The organism is Colwellia echini (assembly GCF_002843355.2).
GTDB classification, from domain to species: domain Bacteria; phylum Pseudomonadota; class Gammaproteobacteria; order Enterobacterales; family Alteromonadaceae; genus Colwellia; species Colwellia echini.
This window is the reverse complement of record NZ_PJAI02000014.1, coordinates 1-25,801: the sequence shown is the minus strand read 5'-3', so window position 1 is coordinate 25,801 and position 25,801 is coordinate 1. Positions and strand designations below refer to the sequence as shown.

At 36.5% G+C, this 25,801-nt stretch carries 20 protein-coding genes; 15 read left to right on the top strand and 5 right to left on the bottom strand.

Annotated elements, in window-relative coordinates:
- Positions 1-43: 43 nt before the first annotated feature.
- From yaaA to CWS31_RS12220, 3 genes are all read left to right on the top strand, one after another.
- Positions 44-817, top strand: coding sequence for a peroxide stress protein YaaA (gene yaaA, locus CWS31_RS12230; protein ID WP_101343609.1), 774 nt, complete (start codon positions 44-46; stop codon positions 815-817).
- 63 nt (positions 818-880) lie between these two features.
- Complete coding sequence (locus CWS31_RS12225) at positions 881-1,414, top strand: TIGR03546 family protein (protein ID WP_101343610.1); 534 nt, start codon at positions 881-883, stop codon at positions 1,412-1,414.
- Positions 1,414-3,213, top strand: a complete 1,800-nt coding sequence (locus CWS31_RS12220; RefSeq protein ID WP_101343611.1) for a TIGR03545 family protein — start codon at positions 1,414-1,416, stop codon at positions 3,211-3,213. The genes CWS31_RS12225 and CWS31_RS12220 overlap by 1 nt, the downstream gene beginning before the upstream one ends.
- Positions 3,214-3,510: 297 nt before the next feature.
- Here the strand turns inward: CWS31_RS12220 and CWS31_RS12215 are convergent, their stop codons facing one another.
- The 3 genes from CWS31_RS12215 to fldB all read right to left on the bottom strand — a co-directional run bounded on the left by CWS31_RS12215 (position 3,511) and on the right by fldB (position 6,817).
- A complete protein-coding gene (locus CWS31_RS12215) occupies positions 3,511-4,731 on the bottom strand; it encodes a hypothetical protein (protein WP_101343612.1) in 1,221 nt (406 codons plus the stop codon).
- A gap of 185 nt (positions 4,732-4,916) precedes the next feature.
- On the bottom strand, positions 4,917-6,164 hold the full coding sequence (srmB, locus tag CWS31_RS12210; protein WP_101343744.1) for an ATP-dependent RNA helicase SrmB: 1,248 nt from the start codon (positions 6,162-6,164) through the stop codon (positions 4,917-4,919).
- Positions 6,165-6,298: 134 nt separating this feature from the next.
- On the bottom strand, positions 6,299-6,817 hold the full coding sequence (gene fldB / locus CWS31_RS12205) for a flavodoxin FldB (protein WP_101343613.1): 519 nt from the start codon (positions 6,815-6,817) through the stop codon (positions 6,299-6,301).
- A 220-nt stretch (positions 6,818-7,037) separates the two neighbouring features.
- Between fldB and dsbC the strand changes: the two genes are divergently transcribed.
- The 10 genes from dsbC (at position 7,038) to CWS31_RS12155 (ending at position 18,940) form a co-directional block, all read left to right on the top strand.
- Positions 7,038-7,829, top strand: coding sequence for a bifunctional protein-disulfide isomerase/oxidoreductase DsbC (gene dsbC / locus CWS31_RS12200; RefSeq protein ID WP_101343614.1), 792 nt, complete (start codon positions 7,038-7,040; stop codon positions 7,827-7,829).
- 203 nt (positions 7,830-8,032) lie between these two features.
- Positions 8,033-9,784: a single-stranded-DNA-specific exonuclease RecJ gene (gene recJ / locus CWS31_RS12195; RefSeq protein ID WP_101343615.1), complete on the top strand. Its 1,752-nt coding sequence runs from the start codon at positions 8,033-8,035 to the stop codon at positions 9,782-9,784.
- A gap of 260 nt (positions 9,785-10,044) precedes the next feature.
- On the top strand, positions 10,045-10,473 hold the full coding sequence (locus tag CWS31_RS12190) for a hypothetical protein (RefSeq protein ID WP_101343616.1): 429 nt from the start codon (positions 10,045-10,047) through the stop codon (positions 10,471-10,473).
- A gap of 72 nt (positions 10,474-10,545) precedes the next feature.
- Positions 10,546-11,547, top strand: coding sequence for a hypothetical protein (locus CWS31_RS12185; RefSeq protein ID WP_101343617.1), 1,002 nt, complete (start codon positions 10,546-10,548; stop codon positions 11,545-11,547).
- Positions 11,548-11,735: 188 nt separating this feature from the next.
- Entirely contained in the window at positions 11,736-12,353 is a 618-nt protein-coding gene (locus CWS31_RS12180) for a DUF642 domain-containing protein (protein ID WP_101343618.1), read from the top strand.
- Positions 12,354-12,752: 399 nt separating this feature from the next.
- Positions 12,753-13,851 (top strand): peptide chain release factor 2 gene (prfB, locus tag CWS31_RS12175; RefSeq protein WP_101343619.1). Its coding sequence is split into 2 segments (ribosomal slippage): positions 12,753-12,827 and positions 12,829-13,851, totalling 1,098 coding nucleotides; the frame shifts between segments, so codons are not numbered across the junction.
- Between the two features lie 57 nt (positions 13,852-13,908).
- Positions 13,909-15,492: a lysine--tRNA ligase gene (gene lysS / locus CWS31_RS12170; protein WP_101343620.1), complete on the top strand. Its 1,584-nt coding sequence runs from the start codon at positions 13,909-13,911 to the stop codon at positions 15,490-15,492.
- Positions 15,493-15,813: 321 nt separating this feature from the next.
- Positions 15,814-16,365 carry a hypothetical protein gene (locus CWS31_RS12165; RefSeq protein WP_101343621.1) on the top strand — a complete coding sequence of 184 codons (552 nt, stop codon included), beginning with the start codon at positions 15,814-15,816 and terminating at the stop codon, positions 16,363-16,365.
- A gap of 20 nt (positions 16,366-16,385) precedes the next feature.
- Positions 16,386-17,060 carry a hypothetical protein gene (locus tag CWS31_RS12160; protein ID WP_101343622.1) on the top strand — a complete coding sequence of 225 codons (675 nt, stop codon included), beginning with the start codon at positions 16,386-16,388 and terminating at the stop codon, positions 17,058-17,060.
- A 533-nt stretch (positions 17,061-17,593) separates the two neighbouring features.
- Entirely contained in the window at positions 17,594-18,940 is a 1,347-nt protein-coding gene (locus tag CWS31_RS12155) for a sodium-dependent transporter (protein WP_101343623.1), read from the top strand.
- Between the two features lie 133 nt (positions 18,941-19,073).
- Here the strand turns inward: CWS31_RS12155 and CWS31_RS12150 are convergent, their stop codons facing one another.
- A complete protein-coding gene (locus CWS31_RS12150; protein WP_101343624.1) occupies positions 19,074-19,775 on the bottom strand; it encodes a TIGR01621 family pseudouridine synthase in 702 nt (233 codons plus the stop codon).
- A 189-nt stretch (positions 19,776-19,964) separates the two neighbouring features.
- Here CWS31_RS12150 and CWS31_RS12145 point away from each other — a divergent pair, with 189 nt between their 5' ends.
- On the top strand, positions 19,965-22,733 hold the full coding sequence (locus CWS31_RS12145) for a M16 family metallopeptidase (RefSeq protein ID WP_425457530.1): 2,769 nt from the start codon (positions 19,965-19,967) through the stop codon (positions 22,731-22,733).
- Positions 22,734-22,879: 146 nt separating this feature from the next.
- Complete coding sequence (gene gshA, locus CWS31_RS12140; RefSeq protein ID WP_101343625.1) at positions 22,880-24,484, top strand: glutamate--cysteine ligase; 1,605 nt, start codon at positions 22,880-22,882, stop codon at positions 24,482-24,484.
- Positions 24,485-25,010: 526 nt separating this feature from the next.
- Here the strand turns inward: gshA and CWS31_RS12135 are convergent.
- Positions 25,011-25,415, bottom strand: coding sequence for a DUF1801 domain-containing protein (locus tag CWS31_RS12135; RefSeq protein ID WP_101343626.1), 405 nt, complete (start codon positions 25,413-25,415; stop codon positions 25,011-25,013).
- Positions 25,416-25,801 lie beyond the last annotated feature (386 nt).

Sequence of the window (25,801 nt, the reverse complement as noted above, 5' to 3'; positions counted from 1 at the left end):
TATATTAACTTTAATTACGTAATTTTAATCATCGGCACTAAATATGTTACTTGTTGTTTCTCCCGCTAAAAAATTAGATTTTGAATCTCCACTTACAACAGAAAAATTTACTCAACCAACCTTACTTGAGCAAAGTCAGTTATTAATTGATGAATGCGTTAAATTAACGCCAAGTGATATTGCTAGCTTAATGAAGCTGAGTGACAAATTGGCTGGTTTAAACGCAGCACGCTTTGGCCAGTGGTCAACTCCTTTTACCCAAGACAATGCAAGACAAGCTATTTTAAGTTTCAACGGTGATGTATACACAGGTCTTGATGCGCAATCTTTTAGTAATGAAGATTTTGACTTTGCACAAAAGCATTTCAGAATATTGTCAGGTTTATATGGTTTATTAAAGCCACTTGATTTAATGCAAGCTTATCGTTTAGAAATGGGCTGTAAACTAGGTAATAGTCGAGGTGAAAATTTATATCACTTTTGGGGTGACATAATCACTAACGAATTGAATAAAGTGATTGCGGAGCAAAATGAAGAGGTGTTGATTAACCTAGCTTCTACAGAGTACTTTAAATCAGTTAAACCTAAATTACTCAATGCAAGTATTATTACACCAACCTTTAAAGATTGGAAAAGCGGTCAATACAAAATAATCAGCTTCTTTGCCAAAAAGGCGCGTGGTTTAATGGCGCGTTATATTATACAAAATAAGTTAACTAATATTGAAGACATCAAAGGTTTCGATTTAGCGGGTTACCAATATAATGCTGAAATGTCTAAAGGCAGTGATTGGGTTTTTACCCGTAAAGAAGCTTAATAAACCATTAACTACTGACATAATTGATTGTCAGTCAATTTAAACATTTTAACAGGAGGTTACATGTTAACTTTACTTGCAAAGCTATTAAGTGCTTTAAATGGTGATAGCTCAATCAGACAAATTGCTCTCGCCATCGCGTTGGGGTTTTTAGTAGGTTTATCACCAATATTCACCTTACATAATATTGTTATTATCTTCTTTGTGTTACTTGTTCGAGTACACTTAGGTAGCTTTATTTTAGCTGTTGGTTTTTTCTCAGGGGTAAGCTATTTGCTTTCACCTTATATTGTTCAAGTGGGTGAGTTCATATTAACTAAACCTGAATTGAATGACTTTTTCACCATGCTTTACCAGTTTGGTATTTTCAAGTTAGCACATTGGCATCATACCTATGTATTAGGTGCATTTGTGTTAGGCACTTTACTTTGCATTCCTGTCTATTTCATCAGTAAGATTATCATTGAAAAGTACCGCGTACATATTATGACGTTCTTTGCCAAATTCAGAATTGTACAAGCGCTTAAAGCATCAAAATTTTATAGTTTATATAACACATTTTCAGGTGACTCTAGCTTAACTAAAGGAGCGTTATAATGGCACGTTTTATCCGTTGGCAGGGCATGGCTGCTTTTTTTATAATAAGTGCGTTAATCATAGTATTCTGTTATTTGTTTGCAGAGAGTTTAGCTAAGTCAGCCATTGTTAGTGCTAGTGAAAGTGCCTTTGGTGCTGAAGTGAATATAGCTGATGTTGAGCTAGGTTTTTCTCCTTTACAAATTAGTGTTATTGGCATGCAAGTTACTGATAAAGAAATGCCTGCACATAACTTGTTTAGTTTTCAACGTGCTACTGCAGGCGTTGATGTATGGGAATACCTGTTCGGTAAAGTCATAATTGATGAGTTAACCGTGAGTCAATTGGCGTTATCAACAGTTAGAGAAAAGCCTGGTGAAGTTTATATTGACGATGAAACGGTAGAGGAGGGCGAAAGCTTTTCTGATAAAGCTAAGGGGATGTTGCCAGAAGTTGACATGGAGTTACCTGATGTTAAAACCTTACTTAACGACAGCAACTTACTGACAGTAAAAGCGGCAACGCAATTACAAGAAAGCTATAAAACCGAGCAAGTAAAAATTAAAGCCCTTAAAGAAAAGTTACCATCTAAAGATAAACTGAAATCTTATCAAGATAAAGTTAAAGCCTTAGGTAAAATGGAAGTTAAAACATTAGCGGATATTGAAAAAATTAAAACAGCGTTTGATGATATCAAAGCTGAATTTAAAGCTGATCAAGCATTAGTGAAAAGTGCTAAACAACAAGTAATAGACAGTAAAAACTTGTTAGCTCAACAAGCCTTAGATTTAAAATCTGCACCAGGTAAAGACTGGCAAGTAATAGAAGATAAGTATCAATTAGACAGTCTTGATACCGAAGATTTTGCGCATATTCTTTTTGGTGAAGCAGCACGTGGCTACACGCAAAAAGCATTATGGGCTTATGAGCAAGTATCACCTTTCTTAGGAGGCTCAGACAGCGAAGAAGAGATTGTAGATGTAAAAACTCATGCAGAAGGTCGTTTTATTTATTTTGATGAAGAAAACCCACTACCTTCAGTGTTAGTAAAAAAATTGTTTTTCTCTATCTTATCAGCAGAAGGTGATATTGAAGTTACGGGTAGTGAGTTAACGCATCAACATTGGTATAGAGGCAAAAACAGCCTTATTAATGTTAGCTCTGTATCGAATGGCGAGTTTACGCTAACCAGCCAGTTTAACTTAACTGAATCTGGTGATTTTAACGCTGACGGTGAATGGTTAATCAACGACCGCACATTAGAAGATGCAGAGCTAACCAGTAATAACACTTTATCGTTAACATTAAGTGAAGCGCAATTTGATGGTAAAGGAATTTTTAACTTTAAAAATACTAACGTTGAGTCGATGAATAACATATCACTTTCGCAAGCCAGCTATCAAGGTGAAGCAAGCTCTAAAGTGACCGAGTTATTACTGGATACAGTTAAGTCACTAGATAAATTAACACTTGATGTGGGTATTACAGGTGAGCTTGATAAGCCAAACTTTAGTATTGCCTCTTCATTAAATGATGCCTTAACAGGCGCCTTTACTCAACAGGTTGCTGGGAAGTTAGGTGAATTCAAAGAGAAAGTGAATAAAGGATTGAATGAAAAGTTAGCTAGCGCTTTAAAACTTGGTGATAGCCAAACCGCAGAGCTGCTTGACTTAGAAGCTTTATTAACAGATACCGATAAAGCATTTGAAGACTTGCAAAATTCTGACATTGTTAAACAACAACAGCAAAAGTTAGAAGATAAAGTAAAAGACAAAGCCAAAGATAAGCTGAAAGGTAAACTTGGGGATTTGTTTGGTTAGGCTCAGCTCATCGCAATTGATAAAAATATGTATCTAACATGAGTTAGGGGTAAAAATGCTACAACAGCTTTAATGATCTGTATTTTTCTATGTTTAGCTTAGCTACGTTATGAAAGCTCCCGATAACATGTTATTGGGAGCTTTCTCGCTTTGAACTACGAATAATTAAAACTATTGAATATGCGTGAGTACAAATGGTTGATATCGCTATACCCGAACTCAGCTTATCTATAGGTCTATAGGCCTATAGGAAAAAATATCAAACAGGTATAAGTGATTTTTAATAACGTCTTAATATTACCAAAAAGTACGCAATGCTAGGGTAAGGTCCCAGCCATCATAAGCGCCGCCATCATTGGCATCATCAATCATTTTTGAATGCTTTAATCCCGCTTGAAGTTTAAGTTTTTGTCCATTTAAGAACCAGTTTACCCCGCCAAAATACTCTTGATATTGATTACCTTTACCGGCAACAACTCTGTTTTCGTATCGTTCCAAAAATAAACCGTTATCTTCATTACTATGAAGATAGGTGTAGCGTGCCACCCATTGAATGACTTCGTTAGTTTGGTAAGTTGGCATTAGCACAAGTCCAAATACATCACTTTGCGGAATACCGCCTTGAGTTAAAGCGTTTTGTCCAGCATCTCCTTTACCCCACGAAAGATCGGTCTGCAACCCCCACTTGTTTCTATTAAACTTATTTGAGTTGCTAATAATTTGAGAAAAGTTTGTAGTATAAGAGCCAACTTTGTTGTCGTTATATACATAATCAAAACTAATTTCAGCACTATCCCATAAATCATTACTTGTTAATGATTTGGCTGTTGACAATAATAAGAATGAACCGCCATTTTGAATCGATATCTCAGCGTCACCATCACCAGAGAATATACCTGTATTATATGACCAGCTTTCAGTAAGGGCTCCTTTTAGGGTAATACCAGTAAAGTATTCTTCAGAAAACCATAAATTAGCACTTAGATTATTACGTTGTGGAGTAAGTAAAAGTTTTGATGAGGTTTTACCATCTAAAGTGAAGCCAGCTGATTGTTTTAATATTTTCAGTTCTGTTCTTGGGCTCATTAACCAACTTATATTGGCGTCGGTTAAGCGCGTATACATATCGCCTATTGGATTGTTTAAATTGATATCGGCTTTCAATGTAGCTTCAAAGTTACCATGCCCAGCTTTTACCCCAAAGCGAAATCGTCGCCATACAATTTCATTATAATCGCCTTGATCACTCTCTAACCATGTAGAATCAAGTTGTAGTCGACCTGATAATCTTAAGTAAGTACCTTGGTCATTGTGATATAAATCAGCAAAATCGAAAGGATTATAAATACTGATCTCTGGCTGGGTATTATCATTACTCATATTTTGTTCATTTGCTTGCGCATTAATGAAAGCTGAGCTGATAAGTGAGATACTGAGTGATGCGACAACGGCAATAGATTTTTTTAAATTAGTTGCGCGTTGTAATGTTCTATTTGATTTTAAGGATTTATTTATCATGTAGTTACTATTATAAAGTTGATGGCTTTATTTTATCGTGTTATTACATATAGTAAGTTATACGTAAAATCGTAACAGTTGTTAAAACTACATAAGTGAACTGTTATTTAACACATTAAGTTAAAATTAAATGCTTATTTACTATAACAAGTCAATGTGAAGAAAACATTCAATTTTTATGACGCTTAAGATTTAACTCGTTTTGCTTTTTTCTTCACTTGTTTTTTAGCTTTGGCCTTTTTCTGGGCTGTTGTTAATTTAATTTTTGCTTTTTTATTAACAACTCGAGATTCTTTGTTATTAGGACGTAGCTCTTGAATAACCCGGCGTTGTAAGCGCTCTTTAGTGTAACGTTCAATTTTACCAACAACCGCCATATCATGTGCTTCAACCAAAGAGATAGCAGTACCTTTATTACCAGCACGTCCTGTACGGCCAATGCGATGAATATAGATATCTACCTTACGCGGCATATCAAAGTTAATTACGTGAGTAATATCGTCTATGTCTAAACCACGAGCGGCAACATCAGTTGCTACCAATACCTTTATCTCGCCACTTTTAAAACGCTCTATTGCTTTATTACGCTTGTCTTGAGGCATCTTACCTTCTAACCAAACACATGGTAATTCTTCAGCGTAAAGCTTACCTGATAGGGTTTGTACCGTTTCACGCTTGTTTGCAAACACAACAGTACGATTAACACCTTCTTGTTTTAGAGTCTTAACCAGTAAGGCTAGTTTATGGTTCGTGTTATCAGCTAAATGAAGCCATTGGTGAATAACCGCTTTTTCTTTACGTGACGGTGAAGACTCTAAAAATACAGGATCATTGAGTACTTCTTTAGCAAAACGTAAAACACCTGCGCCTTCTAATGTTGCAGAAAACAACATGGTTTGTTTACGCCAGCGCGCTTCAGCAACAATGCGATTGATGGTTTCGCTAAAGCCTAAGTCTAGCATGCGATCGGCTTCATCTAAAATGAGAATTTCAATTTCGCGAGCATCAAACTGCTCGTTTTCAATGTACTCCATTAATCGGCCAGGTGTTGCCACTAAAATATCGGTAGTTGAGGTTAATATGTCTGCATGGCTACCGTAATTTACACCACCTGTGATCACCCCTGTTTTAATTTTAGTCAACTCGGTGAGTTGCTTACTATCTTCACCTATTTGAATCGCTAATTCACGTGTAGGAGTTAAAATCAGTACACGAGGAAAGCCCGGTTGAGTGCGTGGGTAATCTAATAAATGCTGCGCAACGGGTAATAAAAAAGCGGCTGTTTTACCTGTGCCTGTTGGTGCTGATGCCATAACATCTTTACCAGCCATAGCTTCAGGAATAACAAGTTCTTGAATTGAGGTAGGCTTGGTGTAACCAATTTTTTGTATACTGGCTAGTAATTCTGAGTCTAGATCAAATTTCTCAAACATAGGGGAATAATTCATTAAGGATAAATATGGTGGCAATTATAGTGGTTTTAGCCTTTGCTGTAACCCTTTATTGTATATGAGTTATAATTCTGTATAGAAACCTTTAGTCTATAAAATTTACAACAATATTTTTATTAAAGTAACGCGCTGTATTCTACCAATATTTGTTCACACCAAGTATCTAAACGCTCATCAGTTAAGCTGTATTGACTATCTTCATCTAAGGCTAAACCAACAAATTGGTTACCATCGCTGCTTAATGCTTTTGAGGCGGTAAATTCATACCCCTGAGTTGGCCAATAACCTATCACCTTAGCGTCTTGCATGACGACTTGGTCATGCAGCATACCTAAAGCATCTTGAAACCAATCAGCATAACCAACTTGATCGCCCATACCGTATAATGCAACGATTTTATCGGTCAAATCTAGTTGATTAATATCACCCCAAATAGACTCCCAGTCTTCTTGGATTTCACCGTAATCCCAAGTGGAAATACCAAAAATGATAAAATCATAATCAAGGCATAACGCCAAAGGTTGATCTTTAATATTGAATATATCAACTAAATCAGAGCCTATAATTTCCTGAATTTTTTCAGCAACTATCTCAGTGTAACAAGTGGTTGAACCATAAAATAAACCAATTTTCATTATTCAATTTCCAAAATTTAGGTAAGTTGCAGGAATTTAAACGAGATTTTAGCAAAAACATTCATCTTTGTTTACAAGTTAATTCAATATAAAGGCTATTTTAAGTTGCAATAAATGCCCTAGGGCTGTAATTTCTTTGCGTATAACTAGGTCTATTTTAAGTAATGTACGTTTTTACTAGATCTATTACTTTTATTGTTTGTCGTTGTTAGGAACTATTATGTACAAAAATTTATTGTTAACGGCTATATTTGCCACATTAACGTTACCGCTTTTATTGACCAAGGCAATTGCAGCTCCCTCTTCAGGTGCTCCTGCAACTATAGCTAAATCAACTAGCGCAACAGTGCTTGATGTTGATTTATTAAAAGAAAAATTCGCTCAAAGCCTAGGGATGAGCGTTATTGAAGTTGCCAAAACGCCAATGCCAGGTATTGCCTCTGTGTTAACTGAACAAGGTTTATTCTACGCAACTTTTGATGGTGACTTTTTAATTCATGGTAAAGTTTATGGCTTAGCAAATGGCGTAGTCGATTTAACCGAAAGTCGTCTAGCTGAAATTAGACTTAACGGTTTAAATGCTTTTAAAGATGACATGATTGTTTATAAAGCTAAAGACGAAAAATATGTAGTAACCGTTTTTACTGATATTACCTGTGGTTATTGCCGTAAGATGCATGGTGAAATTGACGGCTATAATGAACGTGGCATTACTGTTAGGTATTTAGCGTTTCCTCGAGGTGGGATCACAGATAAAAGTGGTAACTTAAGCCAAGGTTATAAAGATTTACGCTCTGTGTGGTGTAGTGATGATGCGCCTAAAGCGTTAACCGACGCTAAATTAGGTAAAGGTGTTACCTATAAAGTTTGTGAAACGGCGGTTGAGGCTGAGTATGAATTTGGCCGTCAAATAGGTGTTAGTGGTACGCCCGCTATTATTTTGTCTGATGGCACTATGATCCCTGGCTACCAACCACCAGCACAATTAGAACAAGCGTTAAAAACTATTTAAATCAATATATTTTGTGACTTGGATTACCATCACAAGTTAACGTGATAAATAGCTTATACCCAAGCCACTTCAAAATACAGAAACGAGCACTTTGAAGTGGCTTGAGTATATATATAAGTACTTGCTGATTTTCATCAAGTACTTTTTTTATATTTAAATCCACCCAAAAATACTAGTGCAACCGACTCAACCGAGAATACACAATGAGTAAAAAAATTATTCGTCGAGCTCAAGTTTCAACGAGCTATTTACCTGATAGCTTACCTGAAATTATCAAACAAATTTATGCAAGCCGTGGTATGCAATCAGCAGATGAATTAGAGCTTAACGTGGCTCATTTACAGGGTATGGTTGCAGAAACAGCTTTGATGGGAATGGACAATGCTTGTCAGTTATTACATCAAGCCTTGTTAAATAAAACACGTATTATTATTGTTGGTGACTTTGACGCTGATGGCGCAACAAGTACGGCGTTAATGATTACGGCGTTAAACCTATTTGGTAGTAACAACCATGATTTTATTGTGCCAAATCGTTTCGAATATGGTTATGGCTTAACTCCTGAAATTGTTGATATTGCAGCAGAGCAAAAAGCCGAAATGCTCATTACTGTTGATAACGGCATTAGTTGTATTGCGGGTGTTAAGCGCGCCAAAGATTTGAATATGCAGGTTATTGTTACAGATCACCATCTTCCAGGGCATGTATTACCTATTGCCGATGCTATTGTTAACCCTAATCAACATGGTTGTAATTTTCCCAGTAAATCACTTGCAGGAGTAGGCGTTGCTTTTTATTTAATGCTTGCTTTGCGTAAATATTGCCGTGAGCAAAATTACTTTGCCGAGCAAGGTGTTGCTGAGCCTAATATTGCGCAGTTATTAGATTTAGTTGCGTTAGGCACAGTTGCCGATGTAGTGTCACTTGATGCGAATAATCGTATATTAGTGGAACAAGGTTTAAAACGTATTCGAGCCGGAAAAACTCGCCCAGGTATTCAAGCGCTAATAGAAATAGCTAATAAAAACCAACAACGATTAGTTGCTAGTGATTTTGGTTTTGCCTTAGGACCAAGAATTAACGCAGCTGGGCGTTTAGATGACATGGCATACGGCATTAATTGTTTGTTAGCTCCAGATTTATCGAGTGCGCGAGTCATGGCAGCAGAGCTTGATGATTTAAATAAAACTCGTCGAGAAATTGAACAAGGTATGCAGCAAGAGGCAGAGCGAGTGCTTACTTCACTTAACTTTGATGAGGAAAATTTACCGAATGCCATTTCACTTTTTCAGGCTGACTGGCATCAAGGCGTTATTGGTATTGTTGCAGGGCGATTAAAAGAAAAGTTTCATCGACCTTGTATCGTATTTGCCAAATCGAAGGAAGATGATACTGATTTTAATACAGCTGAGATAAAAGGTTCAGCACGCTCTATTCCTGGTTTACATATTCGTGATTTATTGGAGCATATTGACAGTCAAAATCCAGGGCTCATTAGTAAATTTGGTGGTCATGCTATGGCGGCAGGTTTGACTATTAAACAACAAGACTTTGAAAAATTTCAACAAGAGTTTGATCGCTTGGCAGGTAAATGGTTAAAGCCAGAAGATTTAGACAGTATTATTCTGTCTGATGGCGAATTAAGTGTTAACTTATTAACGCTTGAATTTGCTGAAAAAATACGTGACTCGGGTCCTTGGGGACAAAATTTTCCAGAGCCGTTATTTGACGATACTTTTAGTTTAGTACAACAACGTATTGTCGGGGAAAAGCATTTAAAATTAGTCGTAGAGAAAAACGGCAAAGTGTTTGACGGAATCGCTTTTAATGTTGATGTAAAAGCCTGGCCAAATACTCAAGCGAAACAAGTGCATTTAGCTTATCGTATAGATGTGAATGAATTTCGTGGGAAACGCACGGTGCAATTGATGATTGAAGATCTTCGCACTGCTTAGTAATACTAATTACCATTACATATGTGGTCATTTTTTTAGAGGATAAAATAGACCACCACCTTAGCGGAATTGGTATAAAAAGAATCAATTAACGTTAGTAATTATTTTGTTACCGTTGAACGATGAATTAGTTTTATTGTTATTATTATTGTTGAATGATCATGAATTAGCTACAACAGCTAAAGGAGTTTACTATCAAAATAATCTTTCAAATTTGCTCATTTATAATGTTGCTAGTTATAAGTTCTATTTACGGATTTATGTCGCTTGCCGCTGAAATGGGTCTTGCTATTGTAGCTGGCGCTATTGGCTTAGCATTTGCCAATATCGACAAAATGTCGAAGTTCAAAGGCGCAGGGTTTGAGGCAGAAATGAAAATGGTGCACACCATGTTAGAAAGCCAAACAGAGCCAACAATAGAACAAAAAGCAGAAGCCAAAGCACAACAAAATTTAAACCATGACGAAAATTGCATACTAGCTTGTTTACTTAAACAAGGTTACACATGGCGCTATGCCAATACTATTGCGAGTGAAACAGGTATTCATAAAAGTGAAATTATCGATTATCTACACAGCTTAATGGCTAAAGGTCTCACTAAAAATGCCGATGGCACCAATGGAGAGATTTGGTCAATTACCGCTTTAGGCAAAAGTGTACAGCAGCAATACCAGCTTAATAAATTATAAAGTTTCCCTAATCTAAAAATAAAGACGCACTATTTAACCGTTTAGTAACAGACATAACGCAGAGAAAATTAGATGTACAGTGATAAAGATTTAAATCAAGCGGTAGAAAATGGCATATTCACTTCGCAAGCGGTTGATGAATTTAAAGCATCGGTAGTATCATTAAAAAATAGACAAAGTGTCGACGAAGAAAACTTTAGATTGGTTGGTGGCTTTAATGATATTTTTGTTTTAATTGCCTGTTTATTATTGTTATTCTCGTCCATTTTTGTTTTGAAACCGTTTAACGAAACTTTTGGTTTGGTTACTTTTATTGCTTTATCTTGGGGATTATCTGAGTTTTTTGTGTTAAAACGAAAAATGTCATTACCCGCTATTTTATTATTAGTTTCATTTGTTGGCGGCGTATTTGTATTAGCAGGAACTTTCTTTGCCACAACATCTCAAGCATCCCTTATAGCTTCGGCTGCGGCATCAACTATAGCAGCTTATCTTCACTGGTTACGCTTTAAAGTACCTATTACCGTTGCTGCAGGCACTGTTGCTGCGATTGCTTTAATTATTTCAAGCTTATTGAAACTATTCCCAAGCACGCAACAATGGTTGCTTGTTATTTTATTTAGTTGTGGAGTTGCTGCCTTTGTGTTGGCTATGTATTGGGATTGTGCTGATACAAAACGAGTAACACGAAAATCAGATGTAGCTTTTTGGTTACACTTGGCGGCAGCGCCATTAATTATTCACCCTATATTTTCTAGTTTAGGTGTACTTAGTGGTAACGAAAGTCTATTTAACATGGCCTTAGTGATCATCTTGTATATATTAATGACGGTGATATCACTAGTGATTGACCGTCGTGCTTTTATGGTTTCTTCACTGGTATATGTTATTTACGCGCTGACTTCGTTAGTTAATACTTATGGTGGTATTGGTTATGGCTTTGCATTAACGGGCGTTTTAATGGGCGCGCTATTATTGTTATTATCAGCCTTTTGGCAAACTGCTCGTAAGCGCTTAGTGTTAAAGCTTCCTGTAAAAATTAGCAATTATGTGCCTGATGTTATTCTTAAATAAAGCTTATGAAATCAGAGCGAGTATATAGCAATAAACTGAAGTAGTTACTTTAAGTGTCAGCTTATTTTACAGTTTTATTTTATGGTAGATATAAAATCCTTACAATACAATATTGTACATATGTGGCATGAAATGTGCTCTTTATATAACAATCGTATTATGGTCGTAGTAAGACTAAGGATGAATAAATGAAAGTTATAAATAAATTAATTGGTGTATTTGCGTTAACTGTAGCCTTAACTGGCGTAGCACAAGCAAATTTAATTCAAAACGGTAGTTTTGAAGATGTAGGTAATAATACATTGCCTACTACTTGGAAGTATTACGCTTCAATTCCTAATTGGGATGATACTCAAAATGTTGAGATTTGGAAAAGTGGTTTTAACAGTGTAATTGCCGATGATTTAAATTACTTTTTAGAGCTTAACGCTCATGGTGGTGATGGTACAAGTTCTTATGCAATTTCTCAGGACTTTGCAACAGTTGCTGGTACAACTTATGAACTAAACTTTGCTGCTCAAAAGCGTAGCGGTGGTGGTAATCAAGCGTTTGCAGTTTCAGTTGGTAATGTAACTGATAACGTAAGTAGTCATGTTACAGGTAGTTGGACTGATTATAGCTATATATTTACAGCTTCATCAGCTTTGTCTACGTTAAGTTTTACATCTTTAGATGATATAAATGACACTACAGGTAATTTCTTTGACGATGTTAGTATCAACGCTATTCCTGAGCCAAGTGCAATTGCATTAATGTTATTTGGTTTAGCTGGTCTTGTTGTCGCTAGAAAAAGAACTAACTCATAACGTTTACTATAAGATTATTGAAAATAATCTTATAGTTACAGTTTACTAACATTGAAAGCCGCTATTTTAGCGGCTTTTTTGGTTCCAGTGTTCAGGTAGTGTTCAGGTTAAATAGCCATTTAATCTTATTCGTTAACCCCAATCATCTACTATCAATATACTGCGCTTAGTTTCCTGAAGTGCTTACCTCGTTATAGGCTTAATTTGGATCATAAAATTAACTGTTTTCTCTGTTTTATAGTCGTTTATTTACCCTGTAAATTACGGTACAATGCGCGACTATTTGTCTTTGTCGTTCCTGTGATTCTTTGCTGTGCCAGTTTCAATACTAAATAACCGCAAACGATATTACTCGTAAACGCTCATAGACAGCTCATTAAATGAATTATTTGAAGCGATATGTTCGAAACAAATCCGATATTAAGTAAATTAAAAGAAATCCGTGAGCGTGCTAACTTGCTTAGGGGGTACCTTTGACTACGACGTTAAAGCTGAACGCTTAGTTGAAGTATCACGTGAATTAGAATCTCCTGAAATTTGGAATGACCCTGAGCGTGCTCAAGCTTTAGGCAAAGAGCGAAGTGCTTTAGAAGAAGTAGTTAAAACCATTGTCGAACTTGAAAATTGTTGTACCGACATTGCAGATTTAGTTGAACTTGCGGTTGAAGAAGAAGATCAAGAAACTTTCGATGACGCAGGAAATGAAGCCGCTGCATTAGACGCCGTATTAGAAAAACTTGAGTTTCGTCGCATGTTTTCGGGTGAGCAAGATGCAAGTAACTGTTACTTAGATATTCAATCTGGCTCAGGCGGTACTGAAGCTCAAGATTGGGCAGAAATGTTAATGCGCATGTATTTACGTTGGGGCGAAGCGCACGGTTATAAAACCGAAGCGCTTGAAGTAACCGACGGTGATGTAGCAGGAATTAAAGGCTGTACTATAAAGTATACGGGCGAATTTGCTTTTGGCTGGTTACGCACTGAAACGGGTGTCCATCGTTTAGTGCGAAAATCGCCATTTGACTCATCAGGTCGTCGTCATACTTCATTTGCTTCAGCATTTATTTATCCTGAAATTGATGACAATATCGAAATTGACATTAACCCTGCTGATTTACGTACTGATACATTCCGTGCATCAGGTGCCGGTGGTCAGCATGTTAATAAAACCGATTCTGCAATTCGTATTACTCATATTCCAACAGGGGCTGTAGTTGCTTGTCAGGCTGACAGATCGCAACACAAAAACCGCGCAACTGCGATGAAGTTGTTAAAAGCCAAACTGTATGAAATGGAAATACAAAAGAAAAATGAAGGCAAACAAGAATTAGAAGACGGCAAATCAGATATAGGGTGGGGCAGTCAAATCCGCTCTTATGTACTCGATGATAGTCGCATAAAAGATTTAAGAACGGGTGTTGAAAACAGAAATACCCAGGCCGTATTAGACGGGGATTTAGATAAATTTTTAGAAGCCAGTTTGAAGTCGGGCTTATAAAACTATTGAAACGTCTCTGAAACTATTGAATAAATTAAAGACAACTTTGGAAGTAAAATGACAGATAAAGCCACTAAAGCCAATAATGCACCCATAGCACAAGATGAAAATAAACTGATTGCAGAGCGCCGCGTAAAGCTTGAAAAAATTCGCTCAAACTCTACTGCAAATGGTTTCCCAAACGATTTTAATCGTGAACATTTAGCTGCAGACATTGAAGCTGAACATGGTGAAAAAACTAAAGAAGAGCTTGAAGCGCTTCAAGTAACTTATGCTATTGCTGGTCGCATCATGGCTAAGCGTGGTCCATTTTTAGTTATTCAAGATTCATCTGGTCGCATCCAAGGTTACGCTGAAAAAACAGTACAAAAAGAAATCCGTGAAAAATGGGGCTCTTTAGATATTGGCGATATCGTAGGTATTAGAGGTATTTTACATAAATCAGGTAAAGGTGACCTTTACGTGAACATGGATGAGTATTCGTTATTAACTAAGTCTTTACGTCCATTACCAGAAAAATTCCACGGTTTATCAGATCAAGAAATGAAATACCGTCAGCGTTATGTTGATTTAATTATTAACGAAGACACGCGTAACACCTTTAAAATCCGTTCAAAAATTGTTGCTGGTATTCGTAACTTTTTAACACAACGTGACTTTATGGAAGTTGAAACGCCAATGTTGCAAATCATTCCTGGTGGCGCTACAGCTAAACCATTTATGACGCATCACAACACGTTTGACTTAGATATGTACTTACGTATTGCACCAGAGCTTAACCTAAAGCGTTTAGTGGTTGGTGGCTTTGATCGCGTATTTGAAATTAACAGAAGTTTTCGTAACGAAGGTATTTCAACGCGCCATAACCCAGAATTCACCATGATTGAATTCTACCAAGCATACGCTGATTACCATGACTTAATGAACACTACCGAAGAAATGTTACGTACTATTGCGCAAGATGTTTTAGGTACTACGACTATTCGTAATACGGTTAAAAATAGCGATGGCGAAGTTGTAGAAGAGAAGTTCTATGACCTTGGTAAGCCGTTTGCTCGTTTATCAATGGTTGATGCTATTTTAACTTACGGTAAAGATCATCGTGGTGCTGAAAGTTTTGATGAAGCGGCATTACGTGACCCAGAAAATAACTTCGACGCAATTAAAGCCATGGCTAAAGCTGTAGGCGTTAAAGAAAATGAAGCGTCTAAAGTATGGGGTCCAGGTAAATACATTTGTGAAATATTTGAAGAAGTAGCTGAGCATTTATTAGACCAGCCAACATTCATCACAGAATACCCATGGGAAGTTTCTCCACTTGCGCGTCGTAACGATGAAAATCCATTCATCACCGACCGTTTTGAATTCTTCGTTGGTGGTCGTGAATTAGCGAATGGTTTCTCTGAGCTTAACGATGCAGAAGATCAAGCTGAACGTTTCCAAAAACAAGTAACAGAAAAAGATGCCGGTGATGATGAAGCAATGCACTATGATGCAGACTACATCAACGCACTTGAATACGGTTTACCACCAACAGCTGGTGAAGGTATTGGTATTGACCGTTTAGTGATGTTATTTACTGACTCGCCATCAATTAAAGACGTTATTTTGTTCCCGCACATGCGTCCTGAAGCGGAATAATAACTACAACTAACAACTGTTAACTATTAAACACTAGCGCGAATAAACTCCTGTCTACAAAAAATTAATGTAGGTGTGAGTTTATTTGCGTTAACAGTTTAAGGTACTTATACCAATCTCATTAAATACGCTTGTGAGTGACTTTAAATCTTAAATAGAGTGCTAGTTACAAAATCGTTACAACGAAGAACGTTTCATCACGTTAAAATATGTTAGTTTCTTAGCATAAACAAACAGGTTTGATGGCCAATTAACTTGTATGAGTCAGATTGAACGTTAAGAGTTATTTGCTTTATCTTATATAATATAAAAAGGAATTTTATGAAAAACTTGTCATCACTAAGAATGTGTTTAGTGCCATTTTTCGCTTTATCCATGAGTCTGTTAACAGCTTGTAGCGGTAGTGACTCTTCAACACCAATAGATACCACAACCCCTACAGTCACCTACACAGAATTGCCTTCATTTATGGCTGTTGATGAAGGGGATACAGTCACTCTAAGCTTAAATACATCAGGTGATGGGGCCGAAGATATTAGCTTTATTTGGCAAGTTTCAGATGATATTGACTTTACCGGTCAAGGCAGCGATACGATTACCTTTACAGCGCCAGCAACTGATAATTTTACGTCAATATCAGTTCAGGTAGATGTTGATAGTTCAGTGAGTAAAACCTTTGGCTTTAGCAGGGAATTGACCTCTGTAAATGTGAGTAGCATTGAAAACATCACTGAAAATAAAGGTATTTCCCCTGATATAAACTTACCTACAGTACCTGCTTTAAATTTCGAGGCTATTACTGAAGGAAGTACTTGGTATAGCGAATTGGAATTAGCTATTGAGAAACAGCCGATAGCTCTGGAACGATTTTAATTAAGAGCCAAGCACAAAGTGTGACAACGATTATAGAGACAAACGCATCTACTAATGAAATGACTATTTCACAATGTGGAAGTAGCATTGAAGAGGTGATAAATATTGCAGATTTCCAACCAAACTTTGGTTGTGATGATGCTGAGAGCACTCTGAATATTAGACAAGATGAGAATACTTTTAGATTCGAGCGCATGTGTGGTGATGAAATTGTTGCAACAAACGTCTATAGAAAAAAGAGCGATGATCGTCAGCAATATAATGCCGAACTTAATATTAAATTTGATAGTTATGATGAGCTTGAAACAACAACACAAGCTTGCGGAACTGTAATCACCGCAGAAGTAAAATTGTTTGATACTACCGACACCTTAGTTGAGCAAAATACGGCCTCCACTATCTACTTAGCAACAGAATATCAAGGTAATCCTTTATTGTTATCATTCCTGATAGATAAGCTTCCCACGTCAGGTTTTTCCTCGTTAAGCACTAATATTTTTAGAGAAAACTATGCTGCTGTTTCTACAAGTGTATTACCTGAGATAAGTGACCTCAAGGAAAGTCATTTTGGCACTCTAAATTTTGACTTTGATAATACGATGCAAAACATTCAAGCGGATTATAATTTTTCTGTTACCTCAACAATAGGCCATAATGAAGATATAGAAGGGGAGTTTACTTTAACTTTTGAGTAAGTAATTTTATAACGTAAATAAGATGAGTCACCAAATTTAAAGCCCTGTTGATGCAAGTTGTAATATGCACCAACAGGGCTTTTACATTTTTGCCAATTTTGTTGATTATTAGATACTCTATATAGGGAGTTATACCAATTACACTAATTAACCTGAGTTCGGGATAAGCAAAATGCTACAACAGCCTTAATTACCCGTATTACTTCGTTATGAAAGCTCCCAATAACCCGTTATTGGCTTCGCTTTCCTGCCTTGTACTACGAATAATTAAAACTATTGTAAAGGTAAAATCCTAAGTGATTGATATTATTATTCTACTCACTTTCATTATCCCGAACTCAGGTTAATTAAGTGATCATTTTAAAACAGTCTACATATCCAATCACATCGTTGCTTTCAATCACACAAGTCGGCTATTACTTATTCAAGCGCCTTACCGAACAACGAGAAAGTTTTATACCAATTGAAATAATGAATCAATCATCTTCATTTGGTATTATTTGTTTTCAAATAAAAATAATACTAGGAAAATCATGAGTGTTTCAAGAGGCGGCTTTAGCTCGCGTTTAGGTTTTATTATGGCGGCGGCAGGATCGGCCGTTGGTTTAGGTAATATCTGGGGTTTTCCTACCCAAACCGCGAGTAATGGTGGTGCAGCCTTTGTGCTGGTTTACCTCGTTCTCGCATTTTTCTTGGCGTATCCCGCTTTTATGGCTGAGCTATTAATTGGTCGTTATGGGCAAGCAAACGCCGTAACAAGTATGCAAAAAATTGCGCGTAATCCTTGGCAAAAGCGCTTTGGTTTTGCAGTTGGTTTTGGCGGTATTATCTGTGCGGCACTTATTTTAAGCTTTTATGCAATAATTGCTGGTTGGATGATGTCTTACGCGGTTGAACCGTTAGCACGATTAGTTGGACTTGCAAATCAAGCTGATTGGATGGTCATGCACTCCATACCGCGAAATATATTTTTTACTGCCACGTTTGTTGGCTTAACTATTATTATTATTCGCCGTGGTGTTGAGCAGGGCATAGAAAAATGGTCGAAACGATTAATGCCTATGCTAATTGCTTTATTGGTGTTATTAATTTTATATGTATTCACCTTAGATGGTGCACAAGCCGGTTTTGCTGCCTATTTAAATCCTGATATTTCACGAGTGCTCGATCCAGAATTATTAATAAGCGCATTGGGGCAAGCCTTTTTTTCATTATCATTGGGTACCAGTGTGATGATTATTTACGGCTCTTACATCGCGAAAAAAGAAAACTTAGTCAGCCTTGGCGCACAAGTGACTTTAATTGATGTTTCCATTGCCTTTCTTGCTGGGCTATTAATTATTCCAGCCATGTATGTTGCTCAAGCGCAAGGGGTGAGTATTTTTGCTGAAGATGGCAGTTTAATTTCTGGTTCAAGCTTAGTGTTTACGGTATTACCTGCGCTGTTTGCTAACATGGGGGCGGCTGGTTTATTTGTTGCCTTTGGATTTTTTGTTTTAATGTCTATTGCAGCGCTAACTTCGTCAATTTCTATGCTTGAGGGACCCGTTTCATTTGCGGTTGAGCGCCATAAGCTAGCACGAAAAAAAGCGACCACTTATATTGGCTTGGTTATTTTAATGTTGAGTATTGTTATTGTGCTTAATTTGAGCTGGATGTTAGATTTTGTTGCAATATTATCAACTCAATATGGACAGCCGTTGATCGCCATGTTCTGTTGTATTTTTGTTGGTTGGATCTGGCATAGAAATGATATTTTAGCTGAAATAAAACAAGGCCACTTGAATGTTGAAAACTCATTTTTTTGGAAAATATGGCCTTGGTATGTAAAGTTTGTTTGTCCTACGGCTATCGCGTTAGTGTTTATTCACTCACTGTAACTATCTTATTTTTCGGTGTTATTTTTCTATTATTTTTATGTTGTTTTACTTTGCTCTACCATCTTTATACAGAAGAACTCAAGAGTGTAAAATTAAAAATTTAAAGTGCAAAAAGCGGTGGAGATCATTCTGATTAAAGCTTTGGCCACTTTACTAACCAAGGCTTTTTTATTTCAGCTAGTTGCACCGAAACACTTTCCTCTAGAAAATATTCCCCACTCGCTGGTGGGCAAATAAATTCGAACGAATCACCTAAATAATCAAACCGCAACGCATAGGCATGTAAATAACCTCTGTCTGCTACCGATTGACTGTAATATAAAGGATCGCCAATTATAGGTGCGCCAATGCTGGCAAGAGCTACGCGTAATTGGTGAGTTTTTCCTGAATGAGGTTTTAACAAATATAAACGTTGTTTATTTATGGTTGAATATGAGAAAAACTGGGTGATTGCAGGATTTACCATGGAGCGTAATAACTTCAACATACCTCGTCGACTTTTCGCCATATCGCCCTTGATCAACCCTTGCTTTTTAACGGGTTTTTTATCTGCGATAGCCAAGTAGTATTTTTCTATTAGGTGTTCGCTAAAAAGTATACCAAAGGCTTGGGCTGCAGCTAAATTTTTGGCAAATATCACCAAACCAGAAGTCATTTTGTCTAAGCGATGTACTGGAAACAGCTCTACTGCTTCAGTTGTTAAGCTTTGAGTCTTTAACTGTGCTTTAACTAAAGAATGCAGTCCTGTCCCTATCTCCCCTTCATCGTGAAAATTAACTCCAGCCTCTTTATTAACCACAATAAAGTCAGGGTGTTGTGCAATAATTTTAAACATTTAATTTAACCTTTAAGCTCGCTTGTTTGTTATGATAATTGAAACTTGAACTCTTTACTCTTTTTACAGGATGTTATTTTGCGAACATATTTTCAAACCCGTTTGTGTGCACAACTTTTAAATACCCTTAAAGTCACAACAATTGCCGTAACTAGTACTTTTCTATTTGCCTGTACAAGTCAAGAGTCAATGTCTTTACCAAAAGGCGTAACCTTAGTTGAAACGGTTAAAGCTAATCCTAATACGATTAATATTCCTTTTAAAAAGTATAAATTGGCAAATGGTTTGACGGTGATTTTACACCAAGATAACTCTGATCCTTTAGTGCATATTGACGTAACTTATCATGTTGGCTCTGCCCGTGAGCAATTAGGTAAATCAGGTTTTGCCCACTTCTTTGAACACATGATGTTTCAAGGCTCACAAAATGTTGCTGATGAAGAGCATTTTAAAGTAGTAACCCAAAGCGGTGGTAACCTAAACGGTACAACTAACTCAGACCGTACTAATTACTTTGAAACCGTGCCGAAAAACCAATTAGAAAAAATGTTGTGGCTTGAGTCTGATCGCATGGGCTTTTTACTTGACGCTATTACCGCGGAAACCTTTGAAGTTCAGCGTGCGACGGTAAAAAATGAACGTGGCCAAAATGTTGATAATCGTCCTTATGGTCGATTAAATGAAACCGTTAATCAGATGATTTTCCCACGTGAACATCCTTATTCTTGGCCAACTATTGGTTATATGAGTGATCTTGATAATGGTAGTGTAACCGATTTAAAAGAATTCTTTTCTCGTTGGTATGGCCCTAATAATGCGGTATTAACTATTGGTGGAGATATTGATGAAGCACAAACTTTGGCTTGGGTTAATAAATACTTTGGTAATCTTAATACCGGCCCTGAAGTAGAAAGTATTGAAAAAACTGTAGTAACGCTTGATGAAAACCGTTACTACTCGATGACTGATAATGTCTCGTTACCGTTATTGTATATCAGTTTCCCAACGGTTTATGGTATGCATCAAGACGAAGCCGCATTAGATGTGTTAGCGAATATTCTAGGTAATGGACCAACCTCATTACTTTATAAAAATCTGGTAAAAACAGGTATAGCTGTACAAGCTGGCGCAAGCCATCCATGCCGTGAACTCGCCTGTCAAATGAGTTTTTATGCTTTACCAAACCCACAACAGGGCTTAGGTTTGGCAAATATTGAAAAAGTAATTAATGACACTTTAGTTGAATTTGAACAGCGTGGCGTTAATGATGATGATTTAATTAAAACTAAAGTAAGTATCGAAACCGGTACTATTTATGGTTTGCAAAGTGTTTCTGGTAAGGTTTCTAAACTAGCAGGTTTTGAAACATTGTTGGGCAATGCCAACTTCACCGAACAAGAGCTAGCGCGCTATAATAATGTTACTAAAGCCGATGTTATGCGTGTTTTCAAGCAATATATTCAAGGTAAAGGTGCTGCGGTATTATCAATAGTGCCTGTAGGGCAAGAAACATTAGTAACGCGCGCCGACAACTTTGTACTACCCGATGTGAGCAACCCTCCAACCCTTGCCGAGCTTGATACTCCAATAATGCATAATGTTAGCGACTTTGACCGCTCGATAATGCCAACCTCAGGAGGTAACCCACAAGTGATTGTGCCAAGCTTATGGCGTGAAAATTTTGCTAATGGCATTGAAATAATTGCCTCCAAAAACAGTGAAACGCCAACTGTAAGTTTGTTACTTAGTTTAGATGGTGGTGTGTTACTCGATCCTGTTGATAAAGCTGGTTTAGCGAGTTTAACTGCAGCCTTAATGAATGAAGGCACAACAGTGCACTCTAAAGAGCAATTGTCGAATGAATTAGCATTACTTGGTAGCGATATTTCTATTGGTGCAGGTGGCCGTAATACTTATGTTAGAGTAAATAGTTTGGTTAAAAACCTTGATCAAACCTTAGCATTAATGAATGAAATGATGTTCAAACCTGAATTTTCTCAAGCAGATTTTGACCGAGTAAAAAATCAATTATTGCAAAGTTTAGAGCAAGGTAATAAAGATGCTAAAACATTATCAAACCGTGCTTTAAAACAAGTAACTTACGGTGAAAGTAATCGTTTTGGTTTGCCTGATAGTGGTACTATTGGCACAGTTAGCAACATAAACCTTGATGATGTTAAAGATTTTTATAAAAATTACTTCTCACCATCTAAAGCCAGTTTAGTGATGGTTGGCGATATTGATAAAGCTGATTTTATGAAAAAACTGTGGCCACTAAAAGCGTGGCAAGGTAAAGATTACGCTATTGAGTCAGATTTTAATTTTCCACCAGTAACACCTAAAAAATTATATTTTGTTGATTTACCGAGCGCTAGCCAAGCGGTGATCAGTTTGTCTCGTCCAGCAATGCTTTACGATGCAACCGGTGAATACTTTAAAGCGACGTTAATGAATTATCCGTTAGGTAGTGCTTTTAATAGCCGAATTAACTTAAATTTACGAGAAGAAAAGGGCTACACTTACGGCGCATCAAGCTATTATACTGGCGGCAAAACACTGGGTCGATTTAGTGTTGGTACTAGCGTAAAACAAGAGCATACTTTTGATTCTATTATTGAAATTGAAAAAGAGCTAAAAAATTATCAATTAGAAGGTTTAACAGACACTGAAGCGACTTTTATGCGCCAAGCTATTTCACAAAGTGAAGCGTTAAGCTTTGAAACGCCAAGCCAAAAAAGTGGGTTTTTAAGGCACATACTTCAGTTTGAGTTAGACACTAATTACGGTGAGCAACAAAGTGAAATTATCTCAACTATTAGCCTTGAAGAGCTCAACCAAATAGCAGCAAAAGAATTAGCGAAACCTATGCAATGGATTGTTGTTGGCAACGGTCAAGTAGTTAAGCAACAATTAGAGGCGCTTAATTTGCAAGTGATTGACTTAGAATTAGCTAAATAAGTCATAGCGAATTAACTTTCATGCATTGAAAATTACAAAAAGAGCCCTTATTTATAGCGATCTAATAAGGACTTTCTCTTTATACCATTTACTCGCTACTCAAGAGGCTCTTCATTCGAGTGTCTCTTGAGTAGATAGGAACTATTTTGACAATATCATTAACTGATTATATTGGCGCTTTTAGCCAAAATGAAAATTTGGCAGCAGTAGCTGGCATTGGCCGAGGCATAGAGCGAGAAGCTTTGCGTATATTACCTGAGGGTAAACTCTCGGAGCATGGTCACTATCAACAGCTTGGCGCAGCATTGACTCACGATCAGATAACCACAGATTATTCAGAAACCTTACTTGAGTTTATCACGCCTGTAAGTCACTCTCCTGAGCAAGCCATTGCGCAATTACAAGACATTCAAAAATACACTTTTGATAATATCAACGGTGAGTTGTTGTGGCCAATGAGCATGCCTTGTTTTGTTGACGATGCAGCTAAAATACAGCTAGCGCAATTTGGCAGTTCTAATATTGGGCGAATGAAAACCGCTTATCGCCAAGGTTTGAAAAATCGTTACGGCTCTATGATGCAAGTGATCTCAGGTATTCATTTTAACTTCTCATTCTCAGAAGATTTCTGGAAGATAAATAAAACACTACACGATGATGCTAAACAGCAAACCATAGAAGTTAAGCCACTATCATTAGATGATTTTATTTCAGAGCGTTACTTTTCTATCTTAAGAAACTACACTCGCTTTTGTTGGTTAATTCCTTATTTATATGGTAGTTCTCCAGCAATCTGTGGCTCATTTTTACAAGGCAAAGAGAATAAGTTACCTTTTAAAAAATCACCTACCGGTGCGCTTTATCTTGAGCATGCTACATCATTGCGAATGAGTGATCTAGGTTATACCAGTAAAGAGCAAGCCTCATTAAAGATCTGTTATAACAATTTAAACGATTATGTTGATGGCGTTCAACAAGCCATTAAACTGAAATCAACACAGTTTGCTGATATTGGCATTAAAGTTGATGGAAAATATCAACAACTAAATGACAACGTACTGCAAATTGAAAATGAACTCTATGCCCCTATTCGTCCTAAACGTGTAGCTAAACCAGGTGAAAAACCATCAGCTGCGTTGCGTGATCGTGGTGTTGAATATATTGAGGTAAGAGCCCTTGATGTTAATCCATTTAGCGACACTGGTATTACTGTTGAACAAATATACTTTTTAGATATTTTTCTTAATTACTGCGCCTTTATCGAAAATGGTGATTTAGACTGTAAAGCCCAAGGTATTCATAAATCGAATATGAATGAGGTAGTGCTACGTGGTCGTGATCCAACGTTATTATTGTCAGATCGTGATAATGAAGGGCAAGTTAACCTTAAATCTATTCGTACCTGGGGTAATGAACTCTTTAATGAGATGAAGCAAGTGGCGGATTTGTTAGATAAAGCCTATGGCACCACAAAATACAATGAAGCAATAGTTCGCGAGCAAGCTAAGATCAATGATTCTAGTTTAACACCGTCAGCTCAGCTAATTTCTATTATTCAAGAGAACTGTTTAACTGAGTATGCGTTAGATAAAGCAAAAGTCTATCAACAAGGGGCAAAAGTGCGTGATTATCAATTCTATACACAAGAATATTTTGAGCAAAGTGTACCTATTTCACACCAAGCCCAAGCTGATATAGAAGCGAGTGATGTACTTAACTTTGACGATTTCCTCAAAGATTATTTCTCATAAACCTTTAGTCCTTAGTTTCATCCATGATAATGTATAAATAACCTGAATTCGGGATAAATAGAAGGCAAAAAAAACGCGTCAAATTGACGCGTTAAATATTTAAGAAAACTTAAACCTAATGAAAACTATCCAGGGAAGATTGTTTCAATAGATAAGACTAGTCATTTCACAATAAGTTCATTATTTTTATAAAAAACATCATTTATATTTAATGCTACTAATTTCCTCTTAGCGTTCTCTGAGACTTGCTAAATTTAAGACAAAAAAAAGCGCTCAACTAAAAATAGAGAGCGCATAACAAACAACATATAAAAACATAAAACATTCAGGGAATAACTTTACTATTAAGTAAGAGTACTGTTATGAGATTTAGTTCAATTTTTATTTTATTTTATTTAATTAAATTATATAAAAGTTTAAAAGTGCTTAGGTAGTCCACTAATAAACTATCAGGTAAGGCGTTACGAGTATTACGAAGGCATGAATAAAGTATAAAGCGAAGTATGAGGTCATATGGCTATAAATATTACGCGCCAAGTAATGCTAAGTGTTTTATTTTTTTATATCGCAATGACATAGAAATACAGTGTGCTAATTCTATTATCGGCAGATCTTGCTCAACGTTAAATACGATGGCTCGATTACCTTCATAGATAAAAGTATCACCATAAACTTCTTTAAAAGTCTCAATAAGGGATGTTTTACAGTTAAAATATACGCAGTATTGCTGTGGTTTTGTAGCTTTCCAATCAAACCGGATAGTACTTCCTATGGGAGAAAGATAACTTGGCTCACCCCACTTTAACGTTTCGTTTATATTTGAAATCCCGTCCTGCTTAGCGGTAATAAAAATCAATTCACGTATTTTACTGAGTAAAGCAGAGATGTTTTTAGGGTAACTTTCAAATTTTTGTTTAACTAATAAGTCCATTTGATAACCTTGTTTTTGAAAATAATGTAATGCTTAAGTTGCACAACATATTGATCTACGTAGTTAAGGTAACAAAAGTTATTGTGTGAAGAAAGTAGCGATGAGTCACTCTGAATTGTAAAACAAAAAATTTAAGGCAAAAAAAAGCGCTCAACTAATAAATAGAGAGCGCAATAAACAACATAAAATTTATAACATCAGGGAATAATATTACTATTAAGTAAGAGTGTGCTTTTCCTATTTAGTTCATTTTAATTTTATACATATTTTCTATATAAATGGCTAAATGGCTAAATGACTTAATGGTTAAATGGCATTTAATTTTTGAGCAAAAAAAAACGCTCAACTAAAAATAGAGAGCGCAATAAACAACATAAAACTTATAA

What these genes read in the sequence shown, in the direction of transcription:
- yaaA (WP_101343609.1), top strand. Translation starts at nt 44, where the DNA reads ATGTTACTTGTTGTTTCTCCCGCTAAAAAATTAGATTTTGAATCTCCA.
- CWS31_RS12225 (WP_101343610.1), top strand. Translation starts at nt 881, where the DNA reads ATGTTAACTTTACTTGCAAAGCTATTAAGTGCTTTAAATGGTGATAGC.
- CWS31_RS12220 (WP_101343611.1), top strand. Translation starts at nt 1,414, where the DNA reads ATGGCACGTTTTATCCGTTGGCAGGGCATGGCTGCTTTTTTTATAATA.
- CWS31_RS12215 (WP_101343612.1), bottom strand. Translation starts at nt 4,731, where the DNA reads ATGATAAATAAATCCTTAAAATCAAATAGAACATTACAACGCGCAACT.
- srmB (WP_101343744.1), bottom strand. Translation starts at nt 6,164, where the DNA reads ATGTTTGAGAAATTTGATCTAGACTCAGAATTACTAGCCAGTATACAA.
- fldB (WP_101343613.1), bottom strand. Translation starts at nt 6,817, where the DNA reads ATGAAAATTGGTTTATTTTATGGTTCAACCACTTGTTACACTGAGATA.
- dsbC (WP_101343614.1), top strand. Translation starts at nt 7,038, where the DNA reads ATGTACAAAAATTTATTGTTAACGGCTATATTTGCCACATTAACGTTA.
- recJ (WP_101343615.1), top strand. Translation starts at nt 8,033, where the DNA reads ATGAGTAAAAAAATTATTCGTCGAGCTCAAGTTTCAACGAGCTATTTA.
- CWS31_RS12190 (WP_101343616.1), top strand. Translation starts at nt 10,045, where the DNA reads ATGTCGCTTGCCGCTGAAATGGGTCTTGCTATTGTAGCTGGCGCTATT.
- CWS31_RS12185 (WP_101343617.1), top strand. Translation starts at nt 10,546, where the DNA reads ATGTACAGTGATAAAGATTTAAATCAAGCGGTAGAAAATGGCATATTC.
- CWS31_RS12180 (WP_101343618.1), top strand. Translation starts at nt 11,736, where the DNA reads ATGAAAGTTATAAATAAATTAATTGGTGTATTTGCGTTAACTGTAGCC.
- lysS (WP_101343620.1), top strand. Translation starts at nt 13,909, where the DNA reads ATGACAGATAAAGCCACTAAAGCCAATAATGCACCCATAGCACAAGAT.
- CWS31_RS12165 (WP_101343621.1), top strand. Translation starts at nt 15,814, where the DNA reads ATGAAAAACTTGTCATCACTAAGAATGTGTTTAGTGCCATTTTTCGCT.
- CWS31_RS12155 (WP_101343623.1), top strand. Translation starts at nt 17,594, where the DNA reads ATGAGTGTTTCAAGAGGCGGCTTTAGCTCGCGTTTAGGTTTTATTATG.
- CWS31_RS12150 (WP_101343624.1), bottom strand. Translation starts at nt 19,775, where the DNA reads ATGTTTAAAATTATTGCACAACACCCTGACTTTATTGTGGTTAATAAA.
- CWS31_RS12145 (WP_425457530.1), top strand. Translation starts at nt 19,965, where the DNA reads ATGTCTTTACCAAAAGGCGTAACCTTAGTTGAAACGGTTAAAGCTAAT.
- CWS31_RS12135 (WP_101343626.1), bottom strand. Translation starts at nt 25,415, where the DNA reads ATGGACTTATTAGTTAAACAAAAATTTGAAAGTTACCCTAAAAACATC.